Below are 26,148 nucleotides of genomic sequence, written 5' to 3'. Positions count from 1 at the left end.
GTATTTAAACCCGACGGTTACGTAATGAATTTACGCGTTCACTCTTCAAGACTTGATACTACAAATAGTTTTGCCATATCAATCCTGCGAGTGCCCACACAGATTGTCTGATAAATTGTTAAAGAGCGCTGCGACCGGCATTACGCCTGCTGTCGCGAGGTGGCGTATATTACGTCACCCCTCTGAAGAGTCAAGGATTTTTTCCTTCTTCTTCAGCGGAAAATAAATCGCTTTATCTTCCTGCCAACCCGGTCCGCCTTGCCGCTATGCCGTGTCAGTGGAGGCGCATTATAGGGACTTCATTGCAGCGTGCAATAAATAAAACAGGCTTTTTGAACCGTTTGCTGCTTTCCACAGCAAAAACGGCTTTTATACCCGGTTACGCACAATGTTATCCACAAATGGTCGTCAGAAGAATTTTTCCGAGCGCCGCGCAAACGTTTTCGTTACAATGTTTGCGCAAAATTTCCGGCAGCCGTTCAGGATACTGCAAAGGGCGTTACCTCAGTCAGGTCACTACAGGCTAAGATTCAGGTAACACTCTTAACCCGAAATACTATCTGTCGCTCATAAAGCCAGGGGATTTTATACATGCAACACTCTCGTCCTGTACGCCGTGCGCTGCTCAGCGTGTCTGACAAAGCCGGTATTCTTGAATTTGCGCAGGCGCTTTCACAACGGGGCGTGGAACTGCTCTCTACAGGAGGAACCGCGCGTATGCTGGCAAATGAAGGCCTGGCGGTTACTGAAGTATCCGATCATACCGGTTTTCCGGAAATGATGGATGGGCGGGTTAAGACACTGCATCCCCGTATACATGGCGGTATTCTCGGACGCCGGGGACAGGATGATGCGGTCATGGAAAACCACCAGATCGTGCCGATCGATATGGTGGTGGTCAACCTCTATCCTTTTGCACAAACAGTCTCCCGTCCCAACTGTTCACTGGAAGATGCCGTCGAAAATATTGATATCGGCGGTCCTGCAATGGTTCGCTCCGCCGCAAAAAATCATAAAGATGTGGCCATCGTAGTAAATAGCGCTGACTACCGGATGGTGATTAACGAAATGGACCGCAATGACAACTCACTGACGCTGGCAACGCGTTTTGACCTGGCCATAAAAGCATTCGAACATACCGCAGCCTATGACAGCATGATTGCCAATTATTTTGGTTCGCTGGTACCAGCTTACTATGGCGAAAGACAGGACGCTGCCGGTCGTTTTCCCCGCACGCTGAATCTGAATTTCATCAAAAAACAGGATATGCGATATGGCGAAAACAGCCACCAGGATGCGGCATTTTATATTGAACAAAACCTGCATGAGGCGTCAGTCGCCACCGCACAGCAACATCAGGGAAAAGCACTCTCTTATAACAATATTGCTGATACCGATGCCGCACTGGAATGCGTAAAAGAATTTGCCGAACCCGCCTGTGTTATCGTCAAACACGCTAATCCATGCGGTGTTGCCGTCAGCCACTCAATTACCGATGCCTATGAACGGGCATGGAAAACCGATCCCACCTCAGCTTTCGGTGGCATTATTGCTTTTAACCGTGAACTGGACGAAACCACCGCTCAGGCAATCATCAGCCGTCAGTTTGTCGAAGTTATCATTGCGCCTTCTGTCAGCGACGCAGCACTGAAAATAACCGCAACCAAACATAATGTCCGCGTACTCACCTGTGGAACCTGGCAGCAACGTGTTGCCGGCCTGGATTTCAAACGTGTAAATGGTGGATTACTGGTTCAGGAGCGCGATCTGGCGATGGTGGATGTCGGTCAACTCCGTGTCGTCAGTCAGCGCCAGCCTGATCAACAGGAGCTACGTGATGCACTATTTTGCTGGAAAGTTGCTAAGTTTGTTAAATCTAACGCCATCGTGTATGCCAAAGAAAATATGACCATCGGTATCGGCGCCGGTCAGATGAGCCGGGTATATTCAGCCAAAATTGCCGGTATCAAGGCGAGTGATGAAGGGCTGGAAGTCAAAGGTTCAGCAATGGCTTCCGACGCATTCTTCCCTTTCCGTGATGGCATTGACGCGGCCGCGGCCGCAGGTGTGACCTGCGTTATTCAGCCTGGCGGTTCTATTCGCGATGACGAAGTGATTGCCGCTGCGGATGAACATGGCATTGCTATGATCTTTACTGACATGCGCCATTTCCGCCATTAATTAACAAGGGATGCGAGAATGAAAATTTTAGTTATTGGCAACGGTGGTCGTGAACACGCCCTCGCCTGGAAAGCCGCGCAGTCACCGCTGGCCAGCACGGTATATGTGGCACCCGGAAACGCCGGCACGGCACTGGAACCGGCGTTGAAAAATATAGATATTGCCGTCAGCGATATTCCAGGATTAGTCAACTTCGCCAAATCTGAAGGTATCGGCCTGACGATTGTCGGCCCTGAAGTACCGTTAGTTGCCGGTGTTGTCGACGCCTTCCGTCGTGAAGGTTTAACGATTTTTGGCCCGAGTAAAGGCGCGGCACAGCTGGAAGGCTCCAAAGCCTTTACCAAAGATTTTCTTGCCCGTCATGCTATCCCCACGGCGGAATATCAAAACTTTACTGAAGTAGAGCCTGCACTGGCTTATATCCGGGAAAAAGGCGCGCCTATCGTGATTAAAGCCGACGGGCTGGCGGCGGGCAAAGGGGTGATTGTCGCCATGACGCAGCAGCAGGCTGAAGACGCTGTGCGCGATATGCTCGCCGGTAATGCCTTCGGCGATGCCGGTAGCCGGATTGTGGTAGAAGAGTTTCTTGATGGTGAAGAAGCCAGCTTCATTGTGATGGTGGATGGAGAACATACGCTTCCTATGGCCACCAGCCAGGATCACAAACGGGTAGGCGATGGCGATACCGGCCCCAACACCGGGGGAATGGGCGCTTACTCACCCGCACCGGTAGTGACGGATGAAATTCACCAACGCATTATGCAGCAGATTATCATGCCTACCGTGCAGGGTATGGCCGCAGAAGGCAATGTTTATACTGGTTTTCTTTACGCCGGACTGATGATTGACAAAGATGGGCAACCAAAAGTCATTGAATTCAATTGCCGTTTTGGCGATCCGGAAACACAACCGATTATGCTGCGTCTGAAATCCGATCTGGTGGAACTTTGTCTGGCAGCCTGTGAAGGGAAATTGCAGCATAAAAACTCAGAGTGGGATCCCCGTCCTGCACTCGGCGTGGTGCTGGCAGCCGGTGGCTATCCAGGCCAGTATAATACCGGCGATGAAATCCACGGTTTACCGCTTGAAGAAGCCATCGATGGCAAGGTATTTCATGCCGGCACGCGTCTGGTGAACGAGCAAGTACTTACTAATGGTGGCCGGGTTTTGTGCGCCACTGCACTGGGTAACGACGTTGCGGCGGCACAAAAACGAGCTTATCAACTGGCGGAACATATTCACTGGGAAGGCTGCTTTTGCCGAAAAGATATTGGCTACCGGGCAATTAATCGTCGTTAATCCTTGCCGATCTGGCGGGATCGTCGCCCGCCATTGATCAGAAGTTTTTCTCTTCAGGCTCAGACGCACACAAATCCTGCGGCGTCACCAGTAAAAGTTGCGTCCCCTGTGATGCCTCTAACCAGGCAATACTGACCGGAGAGTGCTGATTCCCCTGCAAGCGCCGGATAATCTGGCGGGCATGGTTATCAAAGGCTGGTGTCACCTTCTGGTTCTGGCAGCTGGTTACGGTGTTATCCGGCTGCCAGTAGCCCTGATGCAGAACCACCCGACCGCTCAGTAAGGCATCGCTAATCTGCAGCATTCGCCGCACATCAAACTGATAGAGAGCGACTTCATCATCGCTGAGTGACTCCCGGTGGCCCGCCAGCTGACGCTGCATGAAACTCAGCTTACCGTCGCTGTCAAAGCGCAAAGTGACATCATCAGGTTTAGCGCCTTTTATATGCCGCTCCAGCGACATTAAATGATTATGTTGCCAGGTGAACTCCGTCTGCTCGACATCGGCATCTGAAAACGGGGTATAGACCGTCAGCATATGTACCGTGTCCTGATAATTTTTCCGCCAGATACGCACGGCGCCCCGGTCAGCAAGGTAACCACTGGCAGTAAAGTCCGGCAATGTATTATGGCTGCTACAGCCAGCCAGTAAGACCAGGCTGCCCAGCAAAAGCAGAATATTAATACGCATCGGTTTGTCCGATTCGGGAAGCTGACGTGCAGTAAAACGAAAGGGGCGAAATCGCCCCCCTGTTTAATTCTTTACTGCTCGTTATTACTTAACAGCGTCTTTCAGAGCTTTGCCGGATACGAAAGCCGGAACGTTTGCAGCAGCGATTTTGATTTCTTTGCCAGTCTGCGGGTTGCGGCCAGTACGCTCAGCACGATGATTAACTTTGAAAGTACCAAAACCAACCAGTTGTACAGCATCACCTTCTTTCAGAGACTCGGTAATTGCAGCCAGAGTGGATTCCAGAGCAGTTTTTGCCTGGGCTTTTGACAGGTCCGCTTTGTCGGCAATTACATCAATCAGTTGAGTCTTGTTCATAAGTTATCCTTACAGTGTATTTATCGCTTGCTAAGCATCGAGTGAGAGGGAAAAACCAGTTTCTGGCACTCTCCAGCAGTCACACACCGATAGCCACATTTTTCAGCCCCCCAAATGTAGACCAGAGTGGGGGCTAATGTGAAGCCTAAAGGCATGACAAATCGGGCCAGAAGTCACGTTTTATTGTCTTATTGCTGAAAATTTATACCGATATTACTGATCGGGGCTTCACGCAGGTCAGATCGCAGCCCTTTAATCAATTCAAGGTCGCGCTCTTCGCAGGCACTGAGCAGACGAAAAATCTCCCACTGAATGTCCCATTCTTCTTCCACTGCCGGATTTTCTCTTAACTCCTCATCGGTCATTTCACGACCTGCCTGGGTCATTTCCAGTATCGCCACGGAAGTCACCGACGCTTCACTGACCGCAATCGCATGAGAAAGTGTGTCGCCACTCAGACGTGAATGCAGTAATTCACTCAGACCAACGCAAGCATCAATAGCCGGATGTACCCCGTAACAGTCAAATGCTTCCGCCACCGGGATCGCTTCCTCAAACTTTTCCAGCTGGCTGTCAAAATTCACTTTGGCCTCTTTTACCACCAGCGTTTCCCAGACCAGATCAAGGATTCGGCGGTACAGCATGCCATCAGCAAAACCGTTCTGCTGGCAAAAAGCCCAGTAATTAGGGAACATTCTTTCGCACAGACAGGCCATAAAGGTAACGTGCTGCCAGCTTTCCAGCTTTTCCAGCCGCAGATGAATAGGGTTACGTAACATTGCGCATTCTCTTAGATCATCGTTCTGACGGCATTGTACCTGAAACTGACTGACGAAGGGTCGTTATTCAAACGTCTGCTGCCAGCGAACAAATGCCGGACGTCGTGACGCCACCGCGTCAGCCCAGCGCGTCGGCTCCGGCAAGCGGTAGCCCGCCATCACGTTTTTGACCCACTGTAGCGCCGTACTGGTACTGACGCGGTGGCCAGTGGAAATAAACAGCGGATTACAACGTGCCTTGCTACGCCATACCCAGCCTATTTGCTCTCCCTTATGGTGCAATACCTGACAGGACCCGGGTTCATCGCCGGGGGGGACATACTCACCGCACAGGCGTTTTTTCGCCACCCCGATTGTTGGCGTGTTAACCAGCAACCCGAAATGTGCCGCTACGCCCAGTCGTCTTGGGTGCGCAATACCATGGCCGTCGACATACAACAAATCCGGCGTATGTTTCAGCTGCGACCACGCCTGTAACAGCGCCGGCGTTTCACGGAAAGAGAGAAAACCAGGAATATAAGGCATTTGCGTCGCGACCCGTGCCAGCTGAAATTCAATCGGAATGAGCGAGGGGTATTCAAGGATAACAATTGCAGCGCGGGTGATTTCCCCGCCTTGCTCAAATCCCACGTCAGCGCCAGCAATCAGACGCGGCGGCATCACGTCAAAATCATCCGTCAGAATAATTTCCGCCGCACAGCGGATTTGCTGCTGTCGCAGTGCCTGGATATCCATAATCAGTGCTGATGATACTCGCCGGACAATCTATGAACCGCGTCAACAAAAACACCGGCATGTTCAGGCTCAACATCCTGATGGATACCATGGCCAAGGTTAAAGACATGGCCACTGCCTTTGCCAAATCCGGCAAGAATAGCGGCAACTTCCTGTTCAATACGTGCCGGCGGTGCATAAAGTACCGAAGGGTCCATATTCCCCTGTAAGGCGACTTTATCACCTACCCGCCGACGCGCATCGGCAATATCCGTTGTCCAGTCAAGCCCCAGCGCATCACAGCCGGTTGCCGCCAGACTTTCCAGCCACTGCCCCCCCCCTTTGGTAAACAGCGTCACCGGCACCCGGCGGCCTTCATTCTCATGCAGCAAACCATCAACAATTTTATGCATGTAATACAAGGAAAAATCACGGTAATCGCCCCCGGTCAGTACCCCTCCCCAGGTATCAAAAATCATCACCGACTGCGCACCTGCGCGAATCTGTGCATTCAGATACAGCGTGACACTATCAGCCAGTTTATCCAGCATCATATGCAGGGCCGCCGGCTCGCAATACATCATGTTTTTAATTTTGGTAAATGCCTTTGAGCTTCCACCCTCAACCATATAGGTCGCCAGCGTCCACGGACTTCCTGAAAAGCCAATTAGCGGCACGCTATTTTGTAAACTTTTACGAATTGCGCGCACCGCATTCATCACATATCCCAGCGCCAGCTCAGGGTCCGGCACCGGCAATTTATTGACATCATTACGGCATGTCACCGGGGCAGAGAAACGCGGGCCTTCACCTGCTTCAAAGTAAAGCCCCAGCCCCATCGCATCAGGAATAGTGAGAATGTCTGAGAACAGGATCGCCGCATCCAGCGGATAGCGCCGTAAAGGCTGAAGCGTCACTTCACAAGCCAGCTCAGCATTTTTACATAGCGACATAAAATCGCCAGCCTGAGCGCGGGTGGCTTTATATTCCGGCAAATAGCGCCCCGCCTGACGCATCATCCAGACAGGCGTCACATCCACCGCCTGGCGCAGCAAGGCACGTAAATAACGATCGTTCTTCAGTTCACTCATAACTACTCTCTCAATATAATTGCGCGCCAGTGTAACACGCTGTCCATGCTTGTTTTAATGACAGATCTAATCGGTTATCCCGCCCCGGCACGACAGCGCGCAACGGTATCTTCAATCAGACGCCGGGCAACGGTTCCCGCCGGCGGTAACATAGGTAGCGCATCATAATGATACCAGCCGGCGCTCAGGAGTTCTTTTGGGTCATGGCGCAGTAAACCGGTATCATATTCCGCCGTAAACGCCATCATAAGCGATTGCGGAAATGGCCAGGGTTGTGACGTGACGTAACGCAGATTTTTAATGCGGAGATTACTTTCTTCCATCACTTCACGGGCTACCGCCTGCTCAAGGGTTTCCCCTACCTCAACAAATCCGGCCAGCACAGTATGAATACCGTTGCGATGACGGGTATGCTGCGCCAGTAAAATTTCTTCTCCGCGACGAATAGCGACGATGATGCACGGGGCTATCTGGGGATAATAGCGCTGACGACAATGACGGCACAAACAAGCCCACTCGGTCTTACTGACTTGCATTTCATGACCACAATAGCCACACCAGCGGTGTGAGCGGTAAAACTCCGCTAGCTGCACGCCACGACCCGCCAGCTGAAACAAGCCCGGATCGAGATCGATTAACTGCCGCAGTGAACCCATCTGTGTGGCACGATTTTCACGTACCAGCCAGACCGGCTCTCCTTGCCATTCACCAATCGGATAGCCCACGGCTCCCGTCAGAGCAAAATCTGCAGCAGTGCCGTGAGGTAAATCGCCGTGGGGTAACCAAAGTTTGTGCTCATGGCTGACAATCCACCAGCCAGCGTCTAAGCTTAAAATCTGACGTTCCATTACATACGTACCTCAGTTTTACCGACTCATTTGTTTACGGGTGCCTGCACCCATTTAACTCATCACTCACGGAGTAGTTTCGCATGCTTAACCAGTTGAATATTCTGACCAAGCGCGTAGGGGGGAGTAACGATCTGGTGGATCACTGGCTGCATGCCCGCCGTCAGCTGCTGGTTGCCTATTACCATATGGTTGGCATCAAGCCTAACAGGGATTCTTTAACCGCGCTCGATGAAAAAGCGCTTGATGAGTTCTGCCAGAACCTTGTTGATTACCTTTCTACTGGCCATTTCAGTATTTATGAACGCATCATCGAAGAAATGGCAGAAGGCGATCCACTGCAGGCCGCTGCGCAAATTTACCCGGCGCTGCAGGCAAATACCGATGCGTTAATGGAACTATACGACAGCCATTTTGAAGCCGCTATCGATCAGGACAACTGTCTTGAGTTTCAGGCCGCCCTGTCAAAAATGGGCGAAATTCTCGCCTCCCGTTTTACCCTGGAAGATAAACTCATCCAACTCACGCTGGATAACCATCTGGCTAAACCGGCAGCAGCAAATGACGGTTGTCTGGTGCGACCGGCATAAGGTTCCCCATCGAATTGCTGCTTGTAGTTTAGGATAAGCCTCACTATGCTGAGAGAGGCTGGCGTTACGCTGACAACCAGCCGAAACAAAAAACAGCGCTAAGTTAGCTTTTAGAATTCTTGTCGGAGTGCCCCTGTGGGGCTGAGACCGTTCATTCGGGATCCGCGGAACCTGATCAGGTTAATACCTGCGAAGGGAACAAGAGTAAACATCGTCCTGCGAAACGCTTTGGCGTCGCAGCTGGCATACTCCCTCCGGACTCCAGACAAGCCACTTCCCTGCTAAAAAAAGGAATGTGCTATGTCTAGTCGTACCACCTCTGACCGCCGTCAACAACGTGCCGCAGCTCAATCATTTATCAGTGCATTACAGGGTGAAGCTTTCCCTCAATCGCGCCGGATTTATCTTGAGGGGTCGCAGCCTGATATCCGCGTACCGATGCGGGAAATTCAGCTCAGTCCGACCCGGATTAGCGACGGCAAGGCCGGACCTGAATTTGAAATAAATGAACCAATTGCGGTTTATGATACGGCGGGACCCTATGGCGATCCCCAGTCGGTGATAGATGTCCATCAGGGCGTTGCAAAAGTGCGGGCAGCCTGGATCCTCCAGCGAGCAGATAGCGCCATGCTGGAAAACGCCAGCTCAGGTTACACCCAGCAACGTCTGGCCGATGACGGTCTTGATCATCTGCGTTTTGAACGGCTGGCAAAACCACGCCGTGCCTTGCCGGGACGCCGGGTAACACAATTGCATTATGCCCGTCAGGGCAAAGTTACTCCGGAAATGGAATTCATTGCAATACGCGAAAATATGGGGCGTGAGCGCGTACGCAGTGCACTCTTACGCCAGCAGCATCCCGGCCACAGTTTCGGTGCCCGGCTTCCGCAAAACATTACACCACAGTTTGTTCGCGATGAGGTCGCTGCAGGACGGGCAATTATCCCGGCCAACATTAACCATCCTGAATCAGAACCAATGATTATTGGCCGCAACTTTCTGGTGAAAGTGAACGCGAACATTGGTAATTCTGCGGTCAGCTCGTCGATTGAAGAGGAGGTTGAAAAGCTGGTATGGGCCACCCGCTGGGGTGCCGATACCGTTATGGATCTCTCAACCGGCCGTTATATCCATGAAACGCGTGAATGGATTTTACGTAACAGTCCGGTACCGATTGGTACGGTGCCGATCTATCAGGCTCTGGAAAAGGTCAATGGCATCGCCGAAGACCTTAACTGGGAAATTTTCCGCGATACGCTTGTGGAGCAGGCTGAACAAGGCGTTGATTATTTTACTATTCATGCCGGTGTCTTACTGCGATACGTTCCCATGACAGCAAAACGCCTGACCGGTATCGTGTCACGCGGCGGGGCTATCATGGCCAAATGGTGCCTTGCACATCATCAGGAAAATTTTCTCTATCAGCATTTCCGCGAAATTTGCCAAATCTGTGCAGCTTATGATGTCTCACTTTCGCTCGGTGATGGCCTGCGTCCCGGTTCGATTCAGGATGCCAATGATGAAGCGCAGTTTGCCGAACTGCACACCCTGGGAGAACTGACCCGAATTGCCTGGGAGTTCGATGTTCAGGTAATGATTGAAGGCCCCGGTCACGTACCGATGCACATGATTCAGCGCAATATGACCGAACAGCTGGAACATTGCCAGCAGGCGCCGTTTTACACCCTCGGACCACTGACCACCGATATTGCCCCGGGTTATGATCACTTCACTTCCGGCATCGGCGCCGCGATGATTGGTTGGTTTGGCTGTGCTATGCTTTGCTATGTGACGCCCAAAGAGCATCTTGGACTGCCAAATAAAGAAGACGTTAAACAAGGACTGATTGCCTATAAGATCGCCGCACACGCAGCCGATCTGGCTAAAGGGCACCCGGCTGCGCAGATCCGCGATAACGCAATGTCAAAAGCACGTTTTGAATTTCGCTGGGAAGATCAGTTTAACCTTGCGCTCGATCCGCATACCGCCCGCGCCTATCATGACGAAACTCTTCCCCAGGAGTCGGGAAAAGTCGCCCATTTTTGCTCCATGTGCGGTCCCAAATTTTGCTCAATGAAAATTACTCAGGAAGTACGCGACTACGCCGCACGCCTTGAAACCGGCGCACAACCCATTGAAGTGGGTATGGCACAGATGTCCGCTGCGTTCCGGCAACATGGCGGAGAGCTTTACCATCCCGCTGACCGCACCCTGAAAGGGGAAAAAGCATGAATCGCTCGCCTTTTCCTCAGGTCCCGACCTGTATGGGACTCTATCCTGTAGTGGACTCAACCCTCTGGATCGAGCGCCTGCTAACCCATGGCGTACGCACGCTGCAGCTACGGATTAAACACCTTACCGATGATGAAGCCGAACCGGCTATAATCGCCGCTATCGCGTTGGGACGTCGCTTTCATGCCAGAGTCTTTATCAATGATTACTGGCAGCTGGCTATCCGCCATCAGGCCTACGGCGTACATCTGGGGCAGGCAGATCTTATTACCGCCGATCTGGACGCCATCCATTCCGCCGGGCTGCGTCTGGGTATTTCCACCCATGACGATAAAGAGATTGACCGGGCGCTGGCGGAACGCCCTTCCTATATTGCCCTCGGCCACGTATTCCCCACCAACACGAAAAAAATGACGGCTTCGCCACAAGGGCTGGCGGCGTTGAAACGCTATATTTCCCGCCTGAAAGGCGTACCGACCGTAGCAATTGGCGGCATTTCGCTGGCACGTGCTCCCGCCGTGCTGGCAACCGGCGCAGGAAGTATTGCGGTCGTCAGTGCAATAACGCAGGCAACTGACTGGCGCCTGGCCAGCGCACAGCTGCTGGCGCTGGCCGGCTCAGGCGGTGATGAATGCCATTAAACGATGGCGATTTTCTGCGCTACAGCCGCCAGCCGCCCCATGGCGGCGATGGCGGCTTCTCACCCGCGTATGACTCAGCATGCCCTGCCAGGGATGCTGAAAAAACGAGCGGTCGCAAACTATTGGTCCCTTTCGCCACTTCATGCCGGCATCAGGTGGTGCGGCATGCAGCAAGCCAGGTTACGACCGTTGTGGAAACACCGGGATAATAATCCACGACAGCGCTCACAATACGAATACCGATAGCGGTAAAACAAGGCTTCCGGACGCAAGGGCGGCCGCAAGGCGGATATCAGACAACGCGGTTATCCGTTTTCCGCTGTTATGCTCTATCTGCCGGCCACTATTCCGGTCAGAGCTGGCACACCTCTCACCTCACCAGCTCTGTTTTTTTCCGTCAGGCATCCATCTCCCGCCCGACGGCGATACCCAGTTTCCTTATGGCCTGTTCATTGCACTGGCCCAGCGAGGCGTAGTTAAGACGCAGGCAGTTACGGTATTTGCCGGCAGCAGAAAAAAGCGATCCGGCGGCTATCTGTACATTTTCCTCCAGCAACCGTCGGTTGAGACGCACGGCATCAAACATTTCGGGTAATTCAATCCACATCATAAATCCGCCCTGCGGACGACTGACACAGATGCTCTCCGGAAAATACTTCCGCACCCAGCCGGTGACAATACCCAGATTATGCTGATACTGACGCCGAACACGTCGCAGATGGGGCCTGTAATGTCCCTGACGGGCAAATTCTCCCACAGCAATCTGGGTCTGAACTGCCGTTGATCCGGTGCTGATATATTTGGTGTGAAGTACCCGGTCAAAGTAGCGTCCGGGCGCTACCCAGCCAACGCGCAGACCCGGTGCCAGCGTTTTAGAGAATGAGCTGCACAGCAGTACCCGGCCATCTTCATCAAACGATTTCAGCGTGACCGGACGCGGATAATCAAATGCCAGCTCACCGTAGACATCATCTTCAATAATGGCGATATCAAAACGCTGCGCCAGTAAAATAAGCGCTTTTTTGCGCGTATCCGGCATGATAAAGCCCAGTGGATTATTGCAGTTAGGCACAACAATCACCGCTTTAATCGGCCACTGTTCAAATGCCAGCTCCAGCGCTTCAAGGCTGACACCGGTTACCGAGTCTGTTGGAATTTCAATTACCCGGATACCTAACCCCCGCAAAGTTTGCATAGTGCCGTGAAAAGCCGGTGATTCCACCGCAACAATGTCGCCATACTGACAGACTGCCCGTATCGCGACAGACAGCGCTTCGTGGCAACCGGTGGTCACCACGATGTCAGCCGCATCAAGCCGACAACCGCTGTCTACCGACAGCCGTGCTATCTGCTCACGCAGCAGGCTAACACCATTCAGGGCGTCATAACTGAGTAACATCGGATCCTGCAGATGCCCCAGCCGCACCATCTCCCGCCATAAGGGTTTTATTGTCGAGGGTGTAACGTCAGGTATACCACTGCCCAGCTGAACCATCTCACCATTATGACGATTACTGAGTAGCTCAAGCACCGAATCCCACTGGGTAATCTCAACCGGTCGCTGTACCGGACGGGTGAGCGGCGGAACTGGCGGAGCCGTCTTGCCTGGCGCAACAAAATAGCCCGATCGGGGCTGCGGCTGAATCATCTGCTGTTCTTCCAGCAGATGATAGGCCTGTTGCACGGTGCTGATACTGACGCCATGTTCCTGGCTTAACAAGCGTACTGAAGGCAGCCGCTCCCCGCTCTGGTATAACCCTTGTTCGATTCGCTCAGCCAGCAGACTGGCAAGATGCTGATAACGCGTCATAAGGTTGATCTCTGAAAACAGTCATTAGCAGTACAGATTGCGTTTTTTTACACCATTCAGGCCTAATCTGCCCCATTCTGTATGGTAAAAAAAGTTATTTTTTGCCTCTGTATGGTTTGATCCGGTCACGGCAAGATAGCGTTATTGTTATCGAAGGAGCCTGCTATGACGCTTGATACTGCAACTCAACCGGTTATATCGCTTTCCCGGCGGCAGTACGTTTGCCGCTGGCTGTATCGTTTTTATCTACACCGACAAACCCGGCGCGCTCTGGAAAAACTTAATGACGATCAGTTAAAAGATATCGGCTTATCCCGCGGAGATATCCACCGGCGCTGGTAGTCAGACAGCAAGCATAAAAAAACCGCGCCGGAGCGCGGTTTTTTAAGGGCTGAAACAACGATTATTCGTCGTTACCGTTCAGACCGGCATTCAACAGCTCAGCCAGACTGGCAGAAGCTTCATCTGCCGTCACCTGAGGTGCCGCAGGAACTTCACCTGCCTGACGACGGCGCATGCGATCCTGATGATAGGCATAACCCGTACCCGCCGGGATCAGACGACCAACAATCACGTTCTCTTTGAGCCCACGCAGTTCATCACGTTTGCCCGCAACCGCCGCTTCGGTCAGTACGCGGGTTGTCTCCTGGAAGGAGGCCGCAGAAATGAACGACTCGGTTGCCAGCGAGGCTTTGGTGATACCCAGCAGATCGCGGTCAAAGCTGCAACCCAGTTTGCCATCCGCTTCCAGATCGCGATTCGCCACCTTAATGCGGGAGAATTCCACCTGTTCACCTTCGAGGAATTCCGAATGACCCGGCGCAGTGATGGTCGCTTTACGCAACATCTGACGCACGATAACCTCGATGTGCTTATCGTTTATCTTAACGCCCTGCAGACGGTAAACGTCCTGCACTTCGTTAACGATATAACGGGTAACCGCATGGATACCACGCAGACGCAGAATGTCGTGCGGTGATTCCGGACCATCAGAAACCACATCACCACGTTCAACGCGCTCACCTTCAAATACGTTGAGCTGACGCCATTTCGGAATCATCTCTTCATACGGATCGCTACCATCGATTGGCGTGATGACCAGACGACGCTTACCTTTCGTCTCTTTACCAAACGAGATAACCCCACTGATTTCAGCAAGGATAGCCGGTTCTTTCGGACGACGGGCTTCGAACAGATCGGCAACGCGCGGCAGACCACCGGTAATATCTTTGGTACCGCCGGACTCCTGAGGAACACGCGCCAGCGTATCACCAGAACTAATCTGTACGCCGTCTTCCAGCTGAACGATCGCTTTGCCTGGCAGGAAGTACTGAGCCGGCATATCAGAGCCCGGGATCATTACGTCATCGCCTTTAGCATCAACGATTTTCAACGCCGGACGCAGATCTTTACCGCCGGCGGTACGTTCAGCCGTATCAAGCACGACGATAGACGACAGACCGGTCAGCTCGTCGGTCTGACGAGTAATAGTCTGGCCGTCAATCATATCCACGAAGCGAATAAAACCATTCACCTCAGTGATAACCGGCATGGTGTGCGGGTCCCAGTTAGCCACGGTTTCGCCCGCGCTGACTTCCTGACCGTCACCTTTGGCCATAACGGCACCGTAAGGCACTTTATAGCTTTCTTTCGTACGACCGAACTCATCAATCATCTTCAGTTCAGTATTACGGGAAGTCACTACCAGTTTACCGGAGGAATTGGTGACCGACTTAGCATTGCTAAGGCGGATAGTCCCCTTGTTTTTCACCTGGATGCTTGACTCTGCCGCCGCACGTGATGCCGCACCACCAATGTGGAAAGTACGCATGGTGAGCTGGGTACCCGGCTCACCGATTGACTGTGCAGCGATAACGCCGATGGCTTCACCTTTGTTAATCAGGTGACCACGGGCCAGATCGCGACCATAACAGTGAGCGCAGACACCAAAGTCGGTTTCACAACCCACCACAGAACGCACTTTCACGCTGTCGACAGAGTTTTCTTCCAGCACGTCACACCAGTGCTCATTAAGCAGAGTGTTACGTGATACCAGAATATCCGCCGTACCAGGCTTGAGGATATCTTCAGCTGTGACACGACCCAGAACGCGCTCACGCAGTGGCTCTTTAACATCGCCACCTTCGATGACCGGCGTCATCAGAATGCCTTCGTGCGTACCACAGTCATCTTCGGTCACCACCAGATCCTGCGCCACGTCAACCAGACGACGGGTCAGATAACCGGAGTTAGCCGTTTTCAGCGCGGTATCCGCCAGACCTTTACGCGCACCGTGTGTGGAAATGAAGTACTGCAGTACGTTCAGACCCTCACGGAAGTTCGCGGTGATAGGCGTTTCAATAATGGAGCCGTCCGGTTTAGCCATCAGGCCACGCATTCCCGCCAGCTGACGAATCTGCGCAGCAGAACCACGGGCACCGGAGTCTGCCATCATAAAGATACTGTTAAAGGAAACCTGTTTCTCTTCTTCGCCATCACGGTTGATAACGGTCTCGGTTGAGAGGTTTTCCATCATCGCTTTAGCAACGCGTTCGTTTGCCGCCGCCCAGATATCGATGACTTTGTTATAACGTTCACCCGCCGTCACCAGACCAGACTGGAACTGCTCCTGAATCTCAGCAACTTCGGCTTCCGCTTCGCTGATAATCTCGATTTTCCGCGCCGGGATCACCATGTCGTCGATACCGACCGAAGCCCCGGAACGCGCAGCGTAGGCAAAACCGGTATACATCGTCTGGTCAGCAAAAATAACGGTCGGCTTCAGACCCAAAATGCGATAACAGGTGTTCAGCATTTTGGAAATTGCTTTCTTGCCAAGCGCCTGGTTCACGATGGAGAACGGCAGACCTTTTGGTACGATCATCCACAAAATGGCGCGGCCAATTGTGGTATCGATCAGACTGGTCTTCTCACTGAATTCACCCTGCTCGTTTTTCTCGTATTCAGTAATACGCACCTTAACACGCGAGTGCAGTTCAGCCAGACCAGCACGATAAACCCGCTCAGCCTCTTTCGGACCGGACAGTACCATGCCTTCGCCTTTACCATTCACTTTCTCACGGGTCATGTAATACAGACCCAGGACCACGTCCTGAGAAGGCACGATAATCGGCTCACCGTTAGCCGGCGACAGAATGTTATTGGTAGACATCATCAGCGCACGCGCTTCCAGCTGGGCTTCCAGCGTCAGCGGTACGTGAACAGCCATCTGGTCACCGTCGAAGTCGGCGTTGTATGCCGCACAGACCAGCGGATGCAGCTGAATAGCTTTACCTTCAATCAGTACCGGCTCAAATGCCTGGATACCAAGGCGGTGCAGCGTCGGCGCACGGTTCAGCAGAACCGGGTGCTCACGGATAACCTCGTCGAGAATATCCCAGACAACGGCTTCTTCACGCTCAACCATTTTCTTGGCCGCTTTAATGGTGGTCGCCAGACCACGCAACTCCAGCTTGCCGTAAATGAAAGGTTTGAACAGCTCCAGCGCCATTTTTTTAGGCAGACCGCACTGATGCAGACGCAGATATGGACCCACGGTAATAACCGAACGGCCGGAATAATCGACGCGTTTACCCAGCAGGTTCTGACGGAAACGACCCTGCTTACCTTTGATCATGTCAGCCAGTGATTTCAGCGGACGCTTATTCGAACCGGTAATGGCCCGACCACGACGGCCGTTATCCAGCAACGCATCCACCGCTTCCTGCAACATACGTTTTTCGTTACGTACGATGATATCCGGCGCAGCCAGATCCAGCAGACGTTTCAGACGGTTATTACGGTTGATCACCCGGCGATACAGATCGTTAAGATCGGACGTCGCAAAGCGGCCACCATCCAGCGGAACCAGCGGACGCAGATCCGGCGGCAGCACCGGCAACACCGTCAGGATCATCCACTCCGGCTTGTTACCGGACTGCACAAAAGCTTCCAGCAGCTTGATGCGCTTCGTCAGTTTTTTGCGCTTCGTTTCGGAGTTGGTTTCATTCAACTCTTCGCGCAGCTGCTCGCATTCCTGCTCCAGATCCATATTTTTCAGCAGACCCTGGATTGCTTCAGCACCCATTTTGGCGTCAAATTCGTCACCGAATTCTTCCAGCGCATCAAGGTACTGCTCTTCCGTCAGAATCTGACGTTTTTCCAGGTTGGTCATGCCGCCTTCAACAACCACATAGGATTCGAAGTAGAGCACGCGTTCAATATCGCGCAGCGGCATATCAAGCAACAACCCGATACGCGACGGCAGCGATTTTAAAAACCAGATATGCGCGGTCGGAGATGCCAGCTCAATGTGGCCCATACGCTCACGGCGCACTTTAGTCTGAGTCACTTCAACGCCGCACTTCTCACAAATGACGCCGCGGTGTTTCAGACGCTTGTACTTACCGCACAGGCACTCATAGTCTTTGACTGGCCCAAAAATACGGGCACAGAACAGACCATCACGCTCCGGCTTGAAGGTACGATAGTTAATGGTTTCCGGCTTTTTAACTTCACCGAAAGACCAGGAACGGATCATGTCTGGCGAGGCCAGCGCAATTTTGATCGCATCAAACTCTTCGGTTTTAGTTTGCGCTTTCAGAAACTTAAGTAAGTCTTTCACGGATTAGCTCCCGTCGGAGTGAGACTCTCAGGAGCGTCCGACCCCAGCCGGACGCTCCATAACCAGTACAATTGCGAGCTAACTTCGGTTACTCGTCTTCCAGCTCGATGTTAATACCCAGCGAACGAATCTCTTTCAACAGTACATTGAAGGATTCTGGCATGCCCGGTTCCATCTGATGGTTGCCGTCCACGATGTTTTTATACATCTTGGTACGACCGTTGACGTCATCAGACTTAACGGTAAGCATTTCCTGCAGGGTATAAGCGGCACCGTATGCTTCCAGTGCCCACACTTCCATCTCACCAAAGCGCTGACCACCGAACTGCGCCTTACCACCCAGCGGCTGCTGAGTAACCAGGCTGTAAGAACCGGTAGAACGTGCATGCATCTTGTCGTCAACCAGGTGGTTCAGTTTCAGCATGTACATGTAACCTACGGTGACCGGACGTTCGAACTGTTCACCGGTACGGCCGTCATACAGGGTAATCTGACCAGACGTCGGCAGGTCACCGAGCTGCAGCAGCTCTTTAATTTCCGCTTCTTTCGCACCGTCAAACACCGGCGTAGCAATCGGCATACCTTTCTTCAGGTTCTCAGCGAGACGCAGCACATCCTCATCAGAGAAAGTACTCAGATCGACTTTCTGACGGACATCCGCCCCCAGATCGTAAGCACGCTGGATAAACTCACGCAGTCTGGCGACGTCTTCCTGCTTCTTCAGCATCGCATTGATTTTTTCACCAATGCCTTTTGCCGCCATGCCGAGGTGAGTTTCCAGGATCTGACCGATGTTCATACGTGACGGTACACCCAGCGGGTTCAGTACGATGTCAACCGGCGTGCCGTTTTCGTCGTAAGGCATATCCTCGATCGGGTTGATCTTCGAGATAACACCTTTGTTACCGTGACGGCCTGCCATTTTGTCACCGGGCTGGATCTGACGCTTAACCGCCAGATAAACTTTGACAATTTTCAGCACGCCAGGCGCCAGATCATCACCCTGGGTGATTTTACGGCGCTTCGCTTCGAGTTTCTTTTCAAACTCGTGCTTAAGCTCGTCATATTGCTCTGCCAGCTGCTCGAGAGAATTTTGTTTCTCTTCGTCAGTCAGACCAAGTTCCAGCCAGCGTTCACGCGGAAGCTTATCCAGTTTTTCCGCTTCAATACCGCCAGCAATCAGCAGGGTACGAATACGGGTAAACAGACCAGCTTCGAGGATTTGCAGTTCTTCAGTCAGGTCTTTCTTGGCCTGCTTAAGCTGCATTTCTTCAATTTCCAGCGCACGCTTATCTTTTTCCACACCATCACGGGTAAAGACCTGAACATCAATGACCGTACCGGAAACACCGTTAGGTACACGCAGTGATGAATCTTTAACATCAGAGGCTTTTTCACCAAAGATGGCCCGTAACAGCTTCTCTTCCGGCGTCAGCTGGGTTTCACCTTTCGGCGTCACTTTACCCACCAGAATATCGCCACCGGTCACTTCAGCTCCGATGTAAACAATCCCGGATTCATCCAGCTTGGAAAGCGCAGCTTCACCCACGTTAGGAATATCTGCGGTGATCTCTTCCGGCCCCAGCTTAGTATCACGCGATACGCAGGCCAGTTCCTGAATATGGATGGTCGTAAAACGATCTTCCTGAACGACACGCTCAGACACCAGAATGGAGTCTTCGAAGTTGTAACCGTTCCACGGCATGAACGCCACACGCATGTTCTGACCCAGCGCCAGTTCACCCAGATCGGTGGACGGGCCATCGGCCAGCACATCGCCACGTTCAACCGGCTCACCCAACGACACACAAGGCATCTGATTGATACAGGTATTCTGGTTAGAACGGGTGTATTTGGTCAGGTTGTAGATATCAATGCCGGCTTCACCCGGATACATCTCATCTTCGTTAACTTTAATAACGATACGGGATGCATCCACGTACTGTACGCTACCTCCACGTTTGGCAACGGCAGTCACCCCGGAGTCAACCGCAACCGCACGTTCCATACCGGTACCCACCAGCGGCTTATCAGCACGCAGCGTCGGAACGGCCTGACGCTGCATGTTCGCACCCATCAGGGCACGGTTTGCATCATCGTGTTCCAGGAACGGGATCAGAGACGCCCCCACAGACACCACCTGCTGGGTGGAAACGTCCATGTAGTCAACCTGATCGCGGCTGAACAAGCTGGATTCACCTTTGCTACGGCAGGTCACCAGGTCGTCAACAAACGCAAAGTTGTCATCGAGGTTGGTGTTAGCCTGTGCAATAACGTAATTACCTTCCTCAATGGCAGAAAGGTAATGAATTTCGTCGGTGACAATGCCGTCAACTACGCGACGATACGGCGTTTCAAGGAAACCGTATTCGTTGGTCTGCGCGTACACAGACAGCGAGTTGATCAAGCCGATGTTCGGACCTTCTGGCGTTTCAATTGGGCATACACGACCATAGTGGGTCGGATGCACGTCACGCACTTCAAAGCCAGCGCGTTCACGCGTCAGGCCACCTGGGCCCAGTGCAGAAATACGGCGCTTATGGGTGATCTCAGACAGCGGGTTGTTCTGGTCCATAAACTGCGACAGCTGGCTGGAGCCAAAGAACTCTTTCACCGCGGCGGAAATCGGTTTGGCGTTGATCATATCCTGTGGCATCAGCGTATCAAGATCGCCCAATGACAGACGCTCTTTCACCGCACGCTCAACGCGAACCAGACCGACCCGGAACTGATTTTCTGCCATTTCGCCAACAGAACGAATACGACGGTTGCCAAGGTGGTCGATATCATCGACTTCGCCTTTACCGTTACGGATATCGATCAGTTTTTTCATGACATCGATAATGTCATCTTTGCTCAGGATACCCGAACCTTCGATGTCATCGCGATTCAGCGAACGGTTAAACTTCATGCGGCCAACCGCAGAAAGATCGTAACGATCGGCTGAGAAGAACAGATTTTCAAACAGGTTTTCTGCGGCTTCACGCGTTGGCGGCTCGCCAGGACGCATCATACGATAGATTTCAACCAGCGCGCTTAAACGGTCGTTAGTCGGGTCAACACGCAGCGTTTCTGCCATGTAAGGACCGTGGTCGAGATCGTTGGTAAACAACGTTTCGATACGTTTATGACCGGCATGGCTCAGTTTAGCCAGTAAATCCAGTGACAGTTCCATATTGGCGGAAACAATCAGCTCACCGGTACCTTCATCTATATAGTCACGCGCAACGACTTTTCCGGCGATATATTCAACCGGAACTTCAATATGCTCAACGCCATCTTTTTCCAGCTGGCGGATGTGGCGCGCCGTGATACGACGGCCCTTTTCAACATAAACCGTACCATTGGTCTCAATATCGAAAGAGGCGGTTTCACCACGCAGACGTTCAGGCACCAGCTCCATTTTGAGCTTATTGTCACGGATTTCAAACACCACTTTTTCAAAGAACAAATCCAGAATCTGTTCGGTGGTGTAATGCAGCGCGCGCAGAATAATGGTAGCCGGCAGCTTGCGACGGCGGTCAATACGGACAAACAGGTTATCTTTCGGATCGAACTCAAAGTCCAGCCATGAACCGCGATAAGGAATAATACGTGCGTTATACAGCACTTTACCCGAAGAGTGGGTTTTGCCTTTATCGCTGTCAAAGAAGACGCCAGGACTACGGTGCAGCTGAGAAACGATAACACGCTCGGTACCGTTAATCACAAAAGTACCGTTTTCAGTCATGAGCGGAATTTCGCCCATGTAAACTTCTTGTTCTTTAATGTCTTTTACGGTGCCTTCCGGCGCTTCGCGCTCGTAGATCACCAGACGTAATTTAACGCGCAGCGGCGCTGAGTAAGTCACGCCACGGATTTGACACTCTTTAACGTCAAATACAGGCTCACCCAGACGATAGCTGACATACTGCAGCTCTGAATTACCGCTGTAGCTCTGGATAGGAAAGACAGAACGGAATGCGGCTTCCAGTCCGTACTGACCTTCGGGGTCTTGCTCGATAAACTTCTGAAACGAGTCAAGCTGGATAGAAAGGAGATAAGGTATGTCCAGTACTTGCGGACGTTTACCAAAATCCTTACGAATGCGTTTTTTCTCGGTATAGGAGTAAACCATAGGGTTCCTCAGCTAGCTGACAAGTCGACCCACTCTGTCCGTCCTGGAGGACAGTTCATGCAACACTATTTTGTTAGTGAAAGACGTTTCGCCTTTCTAATACGTCTTTCTATCACTCTTAAATCATTTCATTGCTTTTGTATGAGCAGGGAACCCGTACAGGAAAGCAGTATATTAAGGCGTCGATAGAAAAAGATATTAAGCTAATCAATGGCTAAACAGTGCGAAATCCCATTGATGCTCTACAGCGCAAAAAGGCTGGTGACCAAAAAGTCACCAGCCATCAGCCTGACAAGTCAGGCTGCAACCTGGAGGGTTGGCTTATTTAACTTCAACTTCAGCGCCAGCTTCTTCCAGAGATTTCTTCAGAGCTTCAGCGTCATCTTTGCTGATGCCTTCTTTCAGCGCAGCCGGTGCAGACTCAACCAGATCTTTCGCTTCTTTCAGGCCCAGACCGGTAGCGCCACGTACTGCCTTGATAACGGCAACTTTGTTAGCACCAACCGCTTTAAGAACGACGTCGAACTCAGTTTTTTCTTCAGCAGAATCGGCAGCCGGGCCAGCAGCAACAGCGACAGCAGCAGCAGCAGAAACACCGAATTTTTCTTCCATTGCAGAAACCAGCTCAACAACGTCCATTACGGACATAGCGGCAACGGCTTCCAGAATTTGATCTTTAGTGATAGACATGACAATTGTTCCTAACAATCAGAAATAGTTTATACGTTAGCGACCGCGTGCGTCGAAAGCTTATGCAGCTTCTTTCGCATCGCGAACGGCGGCCAGTGTGCGAACCAGTTTGCCAGCAGCGGCTTCTTTCATGGTCGACATCAGACGTGCCAGTGCTTCTTCGTAAGTCGGCAGCGTTGCCAGACGGTCGATTTGGGCCGCCGGGATCAGCTCACCTTCAAAGGCTGCAGCTTTGACCTCAAATTTTGCATTCGCTTTCGCGAACTCTTTGAACAGACGAGCAGCTGCGCCCGGGTGTTCCATAGAGTATGCAATCAGGGTCGGACCGACGAACGTGTCTTTCAGGCACTCGAAAGGAGTCCCCTCAACAACGCGGCGCAGCAGCGTGTTACGAACAACACGCATATATACGCCAGCTTCACGACCTGCTTTACGCAGTTCGGTCATTTTATCTACGGTTACGCCACGAGAATCAGCAACGACCGCAGACAGCGCGCCTTTGGCTACTTCGCTGACTTCAGCAACAATCGCTTGTTTGTCTTGAAGATTTAATGCCATTAGCTTTTGCTCCTGGATTTGACCAGAGAGTTATCTCTCCGGAACTCACTTCACTCACTGCCTGACGACGGTGAGCGCTAAAACACGGTGAGCAGAATCCAGTTAAGAAAAAATCTTTTCGGTTCTGTCACCGTCTACGCAGGTAATTATTAAGTCTCCCTGAGAGACGCCTGCGGTCTTGGACGGAGGTCAGGATAGGGCCTGACTCCAACCTCCACTGATGACAGGCAGTTACACCGGCACCGGGCCGTCGCACTTACCTATCATCAGAGGCAAAATCACGCTGCACTTTAAAATGCAATGGGCGTAAGATTCTAGTTGAAAATTTCGCCCACTTCAAGCAGCAAAAATCAGTTTGCCGTAGCACTCAGACCAGACTGATCGACAGCAACACCGGCACCCATGGTAGTCGAGATACTGACTTTTTTGATGTAAACGCCTTTGGCCTGTGCAGGTTTAGCACGTTTCAGCGCAACCAGCAGAGCTTCCAGGTTTTCTTTCAGTTTGTCAGCATCAAAGTCCACTTTACCAATGGTGGTATGGATGATGCCGTTCTTGTCATTACGGTAACGAATCTGACCTGCTTTGGCGTTTTTAACCGCTTCAGCAATGTTCGGCGTTACGGTACCAACTTTCGGGTTTGGCATCAGTCCACGCGGGCCGAGAACCTGGCCTAACTGGCCGACAACGCGCATTGCATCCGGAGAAGCAATAACTACGTCAAAGTTCATTTCGCCTTTTTTGATCTGCTCTGCCAGATCTTCCATACCTACCAGCTCTGCACCAGCAGCCTTAGCGGCTTCAGCGTTTGCACCCTGGGTAAATACGGCAACGCGAACAGAACGGCCTGTACCATGTGGCAGTACGGTCGCACCACGTACGTTCTGATCGGATTTACGGGCATCGATGCCGAGGTTTACAGCAACATCGACGCTTTCAACGAATTTAGCGGTAGCCAGTTCTTTCAGCAGAGAAACGGCTTCGTTGATGTCATACAGTTTAGTTGCATCAACTTTCTCACGGATCACGCGCATGCGCTTGGTCAGCTTAGCCATCAATTAATCCTCCACTACCAGGCCCATGGAACGAGCAGTACCTTCGATAGAGCGAGACATCGCTTCTACGTCAGCGCCAGTCATGTCCGCAGCTTTGGTTTCTGCGATTTCACGTACCTGAGCACGCGTCACTTTACCGACTTTGTCTTTGTTCGGCTTGCCGGAACCAGACTTGATACCTGCCGCTTTTTTCAGCAGAACAGCCGCTGGCGGAGTTTTGGTAACGAAGGTGAAAGAACGGTCAGAATAAACGGTGATAACAACTGGAATTGGCAGACCCTTTTCCAGTGATTCTGTTTTGGCGTTAAACGCTTTACAGAATTCCATGATGTTAACACCCTGTTGACCCAGAGCCGGACCAACCGGTGGGCTCGGGTTTGCCATACCGGCTGCAACCTGCAGCTTGATATAGGCCTGGACTTTCTTAGCCATGATATATCCTCTATTGGGTGATAGCGCTTCTTAAAGAAGCTCCCCGACGTTAATATTTATGCGCCGGTTTACAGCGCATAAAGACAAAAGGCGCGGAATTTTAGACCAATTTCGCGCCTGCTGCAAGTGTTAAAAGCCGCGGACGATATCGAAGCGTCAGCCTTTTTCCACCTGATGGAAATCCAGTTCCACCGGGGTTGCGCGGCCAAAGATAGAGACCGACACTTTCAGGCGGCTCTTCTCATAATCAACCTCTTCCACCACGCCGTTAAAGTCAGCGAAGGGACCATCATTAACGCGAACCATTTCACCTGGTTCAAACAAGGTTTTCGGCCGTGGCTTATCGCCTACCTGCTGCAGACGATTCATTATCGCATCAACTTCTTTATCGCTGATAGGCGCAGGACGGTCAGAAGTGCCGCCGATAAATCCCATCACACGAGGAACGCTACGCACCAGGTGCCAGCTGGCATCATTCATTACCATCTGTACCAGCACATAGCCCGGGAAAAACTTGCGCTCGCTTTTACGGCGCTGACCGCCACGGATTTCAACGACTTCTTCAGTCGGCACCATGACTTCGCCAAACAGCTCTTCCATGTTGTGCAATTTGATATGCTCACGCAGCGACGTTGCTACGCGGGCTTCAAAACCGGAGAACGCCTGAACGACGTACCAGCGCTTTTTTGGAGCTTCAGACATCTCAGAACCTCAGGCCAGTGATAAACGATACAAGACGGACCAGAATACCATCCAGCCCCCACAAAATCAGTGACATCACGGCAGTGACCGCGGCAACGATTAAAGTGGTGTGCAGCGTTTCCTGACGCGTTGGCCAGATCACCTTACGCACTTCAGTGCGAGCTTCACGGGCAAAGGCAACCGTTGATTTTCCGGTAGTTGTCAGCAGGGCAATGCCGCCTGCTGCAGCGAACAGGATAACCACAACCAGTGCGCGAACCGGCAGCATCACGTCGCGATAGAGGAAATTGCCGATAACCGCGACCAACAGCAGTGCAATAACAATCAGCCACTTGAAAACTTCGAGGCCGCGACCGCTTCCTTGAGCTTCGGTATTCGTACTCATAAAAACAACCTGCCACAATAAACAGAAACTAATTTTCCCCGCATAGCAGGGCTTCCAAACCGAATGAGGCTGTCAGGCGTAACTCGGTGCTCAATGCCGATCAACAGAGCCTGCCTCAGCAATGATTACCACGCTTAATCACTGATGAGTCAGGTTCTATATCGCAGCGTACAAAAAGGGCATCAAATGATGCCCTTTCCGTCAGGTCGCGTCAAATGTTATCGAAATTAAGCGATAACTTTTGCCACAACGCCGGCGCCAACGGTACGGCCACCTTCGCGAATCGCGAAACGCAGACCGTCGTCCATGGCAATCGGGTGGATCAGCTCAACATTCATTTTGATGTTGTCGC

General features: G+C 52.0%; 22 protein-coding genes and 1 riboswitch. Of the genes, 6 read left to right on the top strand and 16 right to left on the bottom strand.

Annotated features, from left to right (window positions below):
- Positions 1-591 precede the first annotated feature (591 nt).
- Together purH and purD are read left to right on the top strand one after the other, a co-directional pair.
- Positions 592-2,181, top strand: a complete 1,590-nt coding sequence (gene purH / locus BL249_RS17640; protein WP_099707455.1) for a bifunctional phosphoribosylaminoimidazolecarboxamide formyltransferase/IMP cyclohydrolase — start codon at positions 592-594, stop codon at positions 2,179-2,181.
- Between the two features lie 18 nt (positions 2,182-2,199).
- Complete coding sequence (gene purD / locus BL249_RS17635) at positions 2,200-3,480, top strand: phosphoribosylamine--glycine ligase (protein WP_099707454.1); 1,281 nt, start codon at positions 2,200-2,202, stop codon at positions 3,478-3,480.
- 37 nt (positions 3,481-3,517) lie between these two features.
- On the opposite strand, the gene BL249_RS17630 is transcribed toward purD, so the two are convergent.
- The 6 genes from BL249_RS17630 to nudC all read right to left on the bottom strand — a co-directional run bounded on the left by BL249_RS17630 (position 3,518) and on the right by nudC (position 7,960).
- On the bottom strand, positions 3,518-4,171 hold the full coding sequence (locus tag BL249_RS17630) for a DUF1481 domain-containing protein (protein WP_099707453.1): 654 nt from the start codon (positions 4,169-4,171) through the stop codon (positions 3,518-3,520).
- Between the two features lie 84 nt (positions 4,172-4,255).
- A complete protein-coding gene (gene hupA / locus BL249_RS17625) occupies positions 4,256-4,528 on the bottom strand; it encodes a nucleoid-associated protein HU-alpha (protein ID WP_078004975.1) in 273 nt (90 codons plus the stop codon).
- Between the two features lie 188 nt (positions 4,529-4,716).
- Positions 4,717-5,307, bottom strand: a complete 591-nt coding sequence (locus BL249_RS17620; protein WP_099707452.1) for a YjaG family protein — start codon at positions 5,305-5,307, stop codon at positions 4,717-4,719.
- A 63-nt stretch (positions 5,308-5,370) separates the two neighbouring features.
- Complete coding sequence (gene nfi / locus BL249_RS17615) at positions 5,371-6,042, bottom strand: deoxyribonuclease V (protein WP_099707451.1); 672 nt, start codon at positions 6,040-6,042, stop codon at positions 5,371-5,373.
- A gap of 2 nt (positions 6,043-6,044) precedes the next feature.
- Positions 6,045-7,112, bottom strand: coding sequence for a uroporphyrinogen decarboxylase (gene hemE, locus BL249_RS17610; RefSeq protein WP_099707450.1), 1,068 nt, complete (start codon positions 7,110-7,112; stop codon positions 6,045-6,047).
- 74 nt (positions 7,113-7,186) lie between these two features.
- Positions 7,187-7,960 (bottom strand): NAD(+) diphosphatase, encoded by a 774-nt coding sequence (gene nudC / locus BL249_RS17605; protein WP_099707449.1) that lies wholly within the window; start codon positions 7,958-7,960, stop codon positions 7,187-7,189.
- Between the two features lie 83 nt (positions 7,961-8,043).
- Here nudC and rsd point away from each other — a divergent pair, with 83 nt between their 5' ends.
- The 3 genes from rsd to thiE all read left to right on the top strand — a co-directional run bounded on the left by rsd (position 8,044) and on the right by thiE (position 11,423).
- Entirely contained in the window at positions 8,044-8,550 is a 507-nt protein-coding gene (gene rsd, locus BL249_RS17600) for a sigma D regulator (RefSeq protein ID WP_099707448.1), read from the top strand.
- Between the two features lie 113 nt (positions 8,551-8,663).
- Positions 8,664-8,765, top strand: a riboswitch (TPP riboswitch).
- Between the two features lie 85 nt (positions 8,766-8,850).
- Complete coding sequence (thiC, locus tag BL249_RS17595) at positions 8,851-10,782, top strand: phosphomethylpyrimidine synthase ThiC (protein ID WP_099707447.1); 1,932 nt, start codon at positions 8,851-8,853, stop codon at positions 10,780-10,782.
- Entirely contained in the window at positions 10,779-11,423 is a 645-nt protein-coding gene (gene thiE, locus BL249_RS17590; RefSeq protein WP_099707446.1) for a thiamine phosphate synthase, read from the top strand. The genes thiC and thiE overlap by 4 nt, the downstream gene beginning before the upstream one ends.
- A gap of 397 nt (positions 11,424-11,820) precedes the next feature.
- On the opposite strand, the gene BL249_RS17580 is transcribed toward thiE, so the two are convergent.
- On the bottom strand, positions 11,821-13,233 hold the full coding sequence (locus tag BL249_RS17580; protein WP_099707444.1) for an aminotransferase-like domain-containing protein: 1,413 nt from the start codon (positions 13,231-13,233) through the stop codon (positions 11,821-11,823).
- Between the two features lie 165 nt (positions 13,234-13,398).
- Between BL249_RS17580 and BL249_RS17575 the strand changes: the two genes are divergently transcribed.
- Entirely contained in the window at positions 13,399-13,575 is a 177-nt protein-coding gene (locus BL249_RS17575) for a DUF1127 domain-containing protein (RefSeq protein WP_099707443.1), read from the top strand.
- A 61-nt stretch (positions 13,576-13,636) separates the two neighbouring features.
- Here the strand turns inward: BL249_RS17575 and rpoC are convergent, their stop codons facing one another.
- From rpoC to BL249_RS17530, 9 genes are all read right to left on the bottom strand, one after another.
- Positions 13,637-17,857, bottom strand: a complete 4,221-nt coding sequence (rpoC, locus tag BL249_RS17570) for a DNA-directed RNA polymerase subunit beta' (RefSeq protein ID WP_099707442.1) — start codon at positions 17,855-17,857, stop codon at positions 13,637-13,639.
- An 88-nt stretch (positions 17,858-17,945) separates the two neighbouring features.
- Positions 17,946-21,974, bottom strand: coding sequence for a DNA-directed RNA polymerase subunit beta (gene rpoB, locus BL249_RS17565; protein ID WP_099707441.1), 4,029 nt, complete (start codon positions 21,972-21,974; stop codon positions 17,946-17,948).
- A gap of 321 nt (positions 21,975-22,295) precedes the next feature.
- Positions 22,296-22,664 (bottom strand): 50S ribosomal protein L7/L12, encoded by a 369-nt coding sequence (gene rplL, locus BL249_RS17560; protein ID WP_099707440.1) that lies wholly within the window; start codon positions 22,662-22,664, stop codon positions 22,296-22,298.
- A 60-nt stretch (positions 22,665-22,724) separates the two neighbouring features.
- Positions 22,725-23,222 carry a 50S ribosomal protein L10 gene (rplJ, locus tag BL249_RS17555; RefSeq protein ID WP_078004960.1) on the bottom strand — a complete coding sequence of 166 codons (498 nt, stop codon included), beginning with the start codon at positions 23,220-23,222 and terminating at the stop codon, positions 22,725-22,727.
- 350 nt (positions 23,223-23,572) lie between these two features.
- Complete coding sequence (gene rplA, locus BL249_RS17550) at positions 23,573-24,277, bottom strand: 50S ribosomal protein L1 (RefSeq protein ID WP_099707439.1); 705 nt, start codon at positions 24,275-24,277, stop codon at positions 23,573-23,575.
- Positions 24,278-24,280: 3 nt separating this feature from the next.
- Positions 24,281-24,709 carry a 50S ribosomal protein L11 gene (gene rplK, locus BL249_RS17545; protein ID WP_099707438.1) on the bottom strand — a complete coding sequence of 143 codons (429 nt, stop codon included), beginning with the start codon at positions 24,707-24,709 and terminating at the stop codon, positions 24,281-24,283.
- Between the two features lie 156 nt (positions 24,710-24,865).
- A complete protein-coding gene (nusG, locus tag BL249_RS17540; protein ID WP_078004957.1) occupies positions 24,866-25,411 on the bottom strand; it encodes a transcription termination/antitermination protein NusG in 546 nt (181 codons plus the stop codon).
- A 1-nt stretch (position 25,412) separates the two neighbouring features.
- Positions 25,413-25,796, bottom strand: a complete 384-nt coding sequence (secE, locus tag BL249_RS17535; protein ID WP_099707437.1) for a preprotein translocase subunit SecE — start codon at positions 25,794-25,796, stop codon at positions 25,413-25,415.
- A 227-nt stretch (positions 25,797-26,023) separates the two neighbouring features.
- The coding region (locus BL249_RS17530) for an EF-Tu C-terminal domain-related protein (RefSeq protein ID WP_446717721.1) at positions 26,024-26,148 on the bottom strand (125 nt) is incomplete at its 5' end.

This window comes from Erwinia sp. OLFS4, from assembly GCF_002752165.1.
GTDB lineage: Bacteria > Pseudomonadota > Gammaproteobacteria > Enterobacterales > Enterobacteriaceae > Izhakiella.
Note: the sequence above shows the minus strand (reverse complement) of the source record. Positions and strands in the feature narration are given on the sequence as shown.

Coding starts and splice junctions, on each gene's coding strand:
- purH (WP_099707455.1), top strand. CDS start 592: ATGCAACACTCTCGTCCTGTACGCCGTGCGCTGCTCAGCGTGTCTGAC.
- purD (WP_099707454.1), top strand. CDS start 2,200: ATGAAAATTTTAGTTATTGGCAACGGTGGTCGTGAACACGCCCTCGCC.
- BL249_RS17630 (WP_099707453.1), bottom strand. CDS start 4,171: ATGCGTATTAATATTCTGCTTTTGCTGGGCAGCCTGGTCTTACTGGCT.
- hupA (WP_078004975.1), bottom strand. CDS start 4,528: ATGAACAAGACTCAACTGATTGATGTAATTGCCGACAAAGCGGACCTG.
- BL249_RS17620 (WP_099707452.1), bottom strand. CDS start 5,307: ATGTTACGTAACCCTATTCATCTGCGGCTGGAAAAGCTGGAAAGCTGG.
- nfi (WP_099707451.1), bottom strand. CDS start 6,042: ATGGATATCCAGGCACTGCGACAGCAGCAAATCCGCTGTGCGGCGGAA.
- hemE (WP_099707450.1), bottom strand. CDS start 7,112: ATGAGTGAACTGAAGAACGATCGTTATTTACGTGCCTTGCTGCGCCAG.
- nudC (WP_099707449.1), bottom strand. CDS start 7,960: ATGGAACGTCAGATTTTAAGCTTAGACGCTGGCTGGTGGATTGTCAGC.
- rsd (WP_099707448.1), top strand. CDS start 8,044: ATGCTTAACCAGTTGAATATTCTGACCAAGCGCGTAGGGGGGAGTAAC.
- thiC (WP_099707447.1), top strand. CDS start 8,851: ATGTCTAGTCGTACCACCTCTGACCGCCGTCAACAACGTGCCGCAGCT.
- thiE (WP_099707446.1), top strand. CDS start 10,779: ATGAATCGCTCGCCTTTTCCTCAGGTCCCGACCTGTATGGGACTCTAT.
- BL249_RS17580 (WP_099707444.1), bottom strand. CDS start 13,233: ATGACGCGTTATCAGCATCTTGCCAGTCTGCTGGCTGAGCGAATCGAA.
- BL249_RS17575 (WP_099707443.1), top strand. CDS start 13,399: ATGACGCTTGATACTGCAACTCAACCGGTTATATCGCTTTCCCGGCGG.
- rpoB (WP_099707441.1), bottom strand. CDS start 21,974: ATGGTTTACTCCTATACCGAGAAAAAACGCATTCGTAAGGATTTTGGT.
- rplL (WP_099707440.1), bottom strand. CDS start 22,664: ATGTCTATCACTAAAGATCAAATTCTGGAAGCCGTTGCCGCTATGTCC.
- rplJ (WP_078004960.1), bottom strand. CDS start 23,222: ATGGCATTAAATCTTCAAGACAAACAAGCGATTGTTGCTGAAGTCAGC.
- rplA (WP_099707439.1), bottom strand. CDS start 24,277: ATGGCTAAGCTGACCAAGCGCATGCGCGTGATCCGTGAGAAAGTTGAT.
- rplK (WP_099707438.1), bottom strand. CDS start 24,709: ATGGCTAAGAAAGTCCAGGCCTATATCAAGCTGCAGGTTGCAGCCGGT.
- nusG (WP_078004957.1), bottom strand. CDS start 25,411: ATGTCTGAAGCTCCAAAAAAGCGCTGGTACGTCGTTCAGGCGTTCTCC.
- secE (WP_099707437.1), bottom strand. CDS start 25,796: ATGAGTACGAATACCGAAGCTCAAGGAAGCGGTCGCGGCCTCGAAGTT.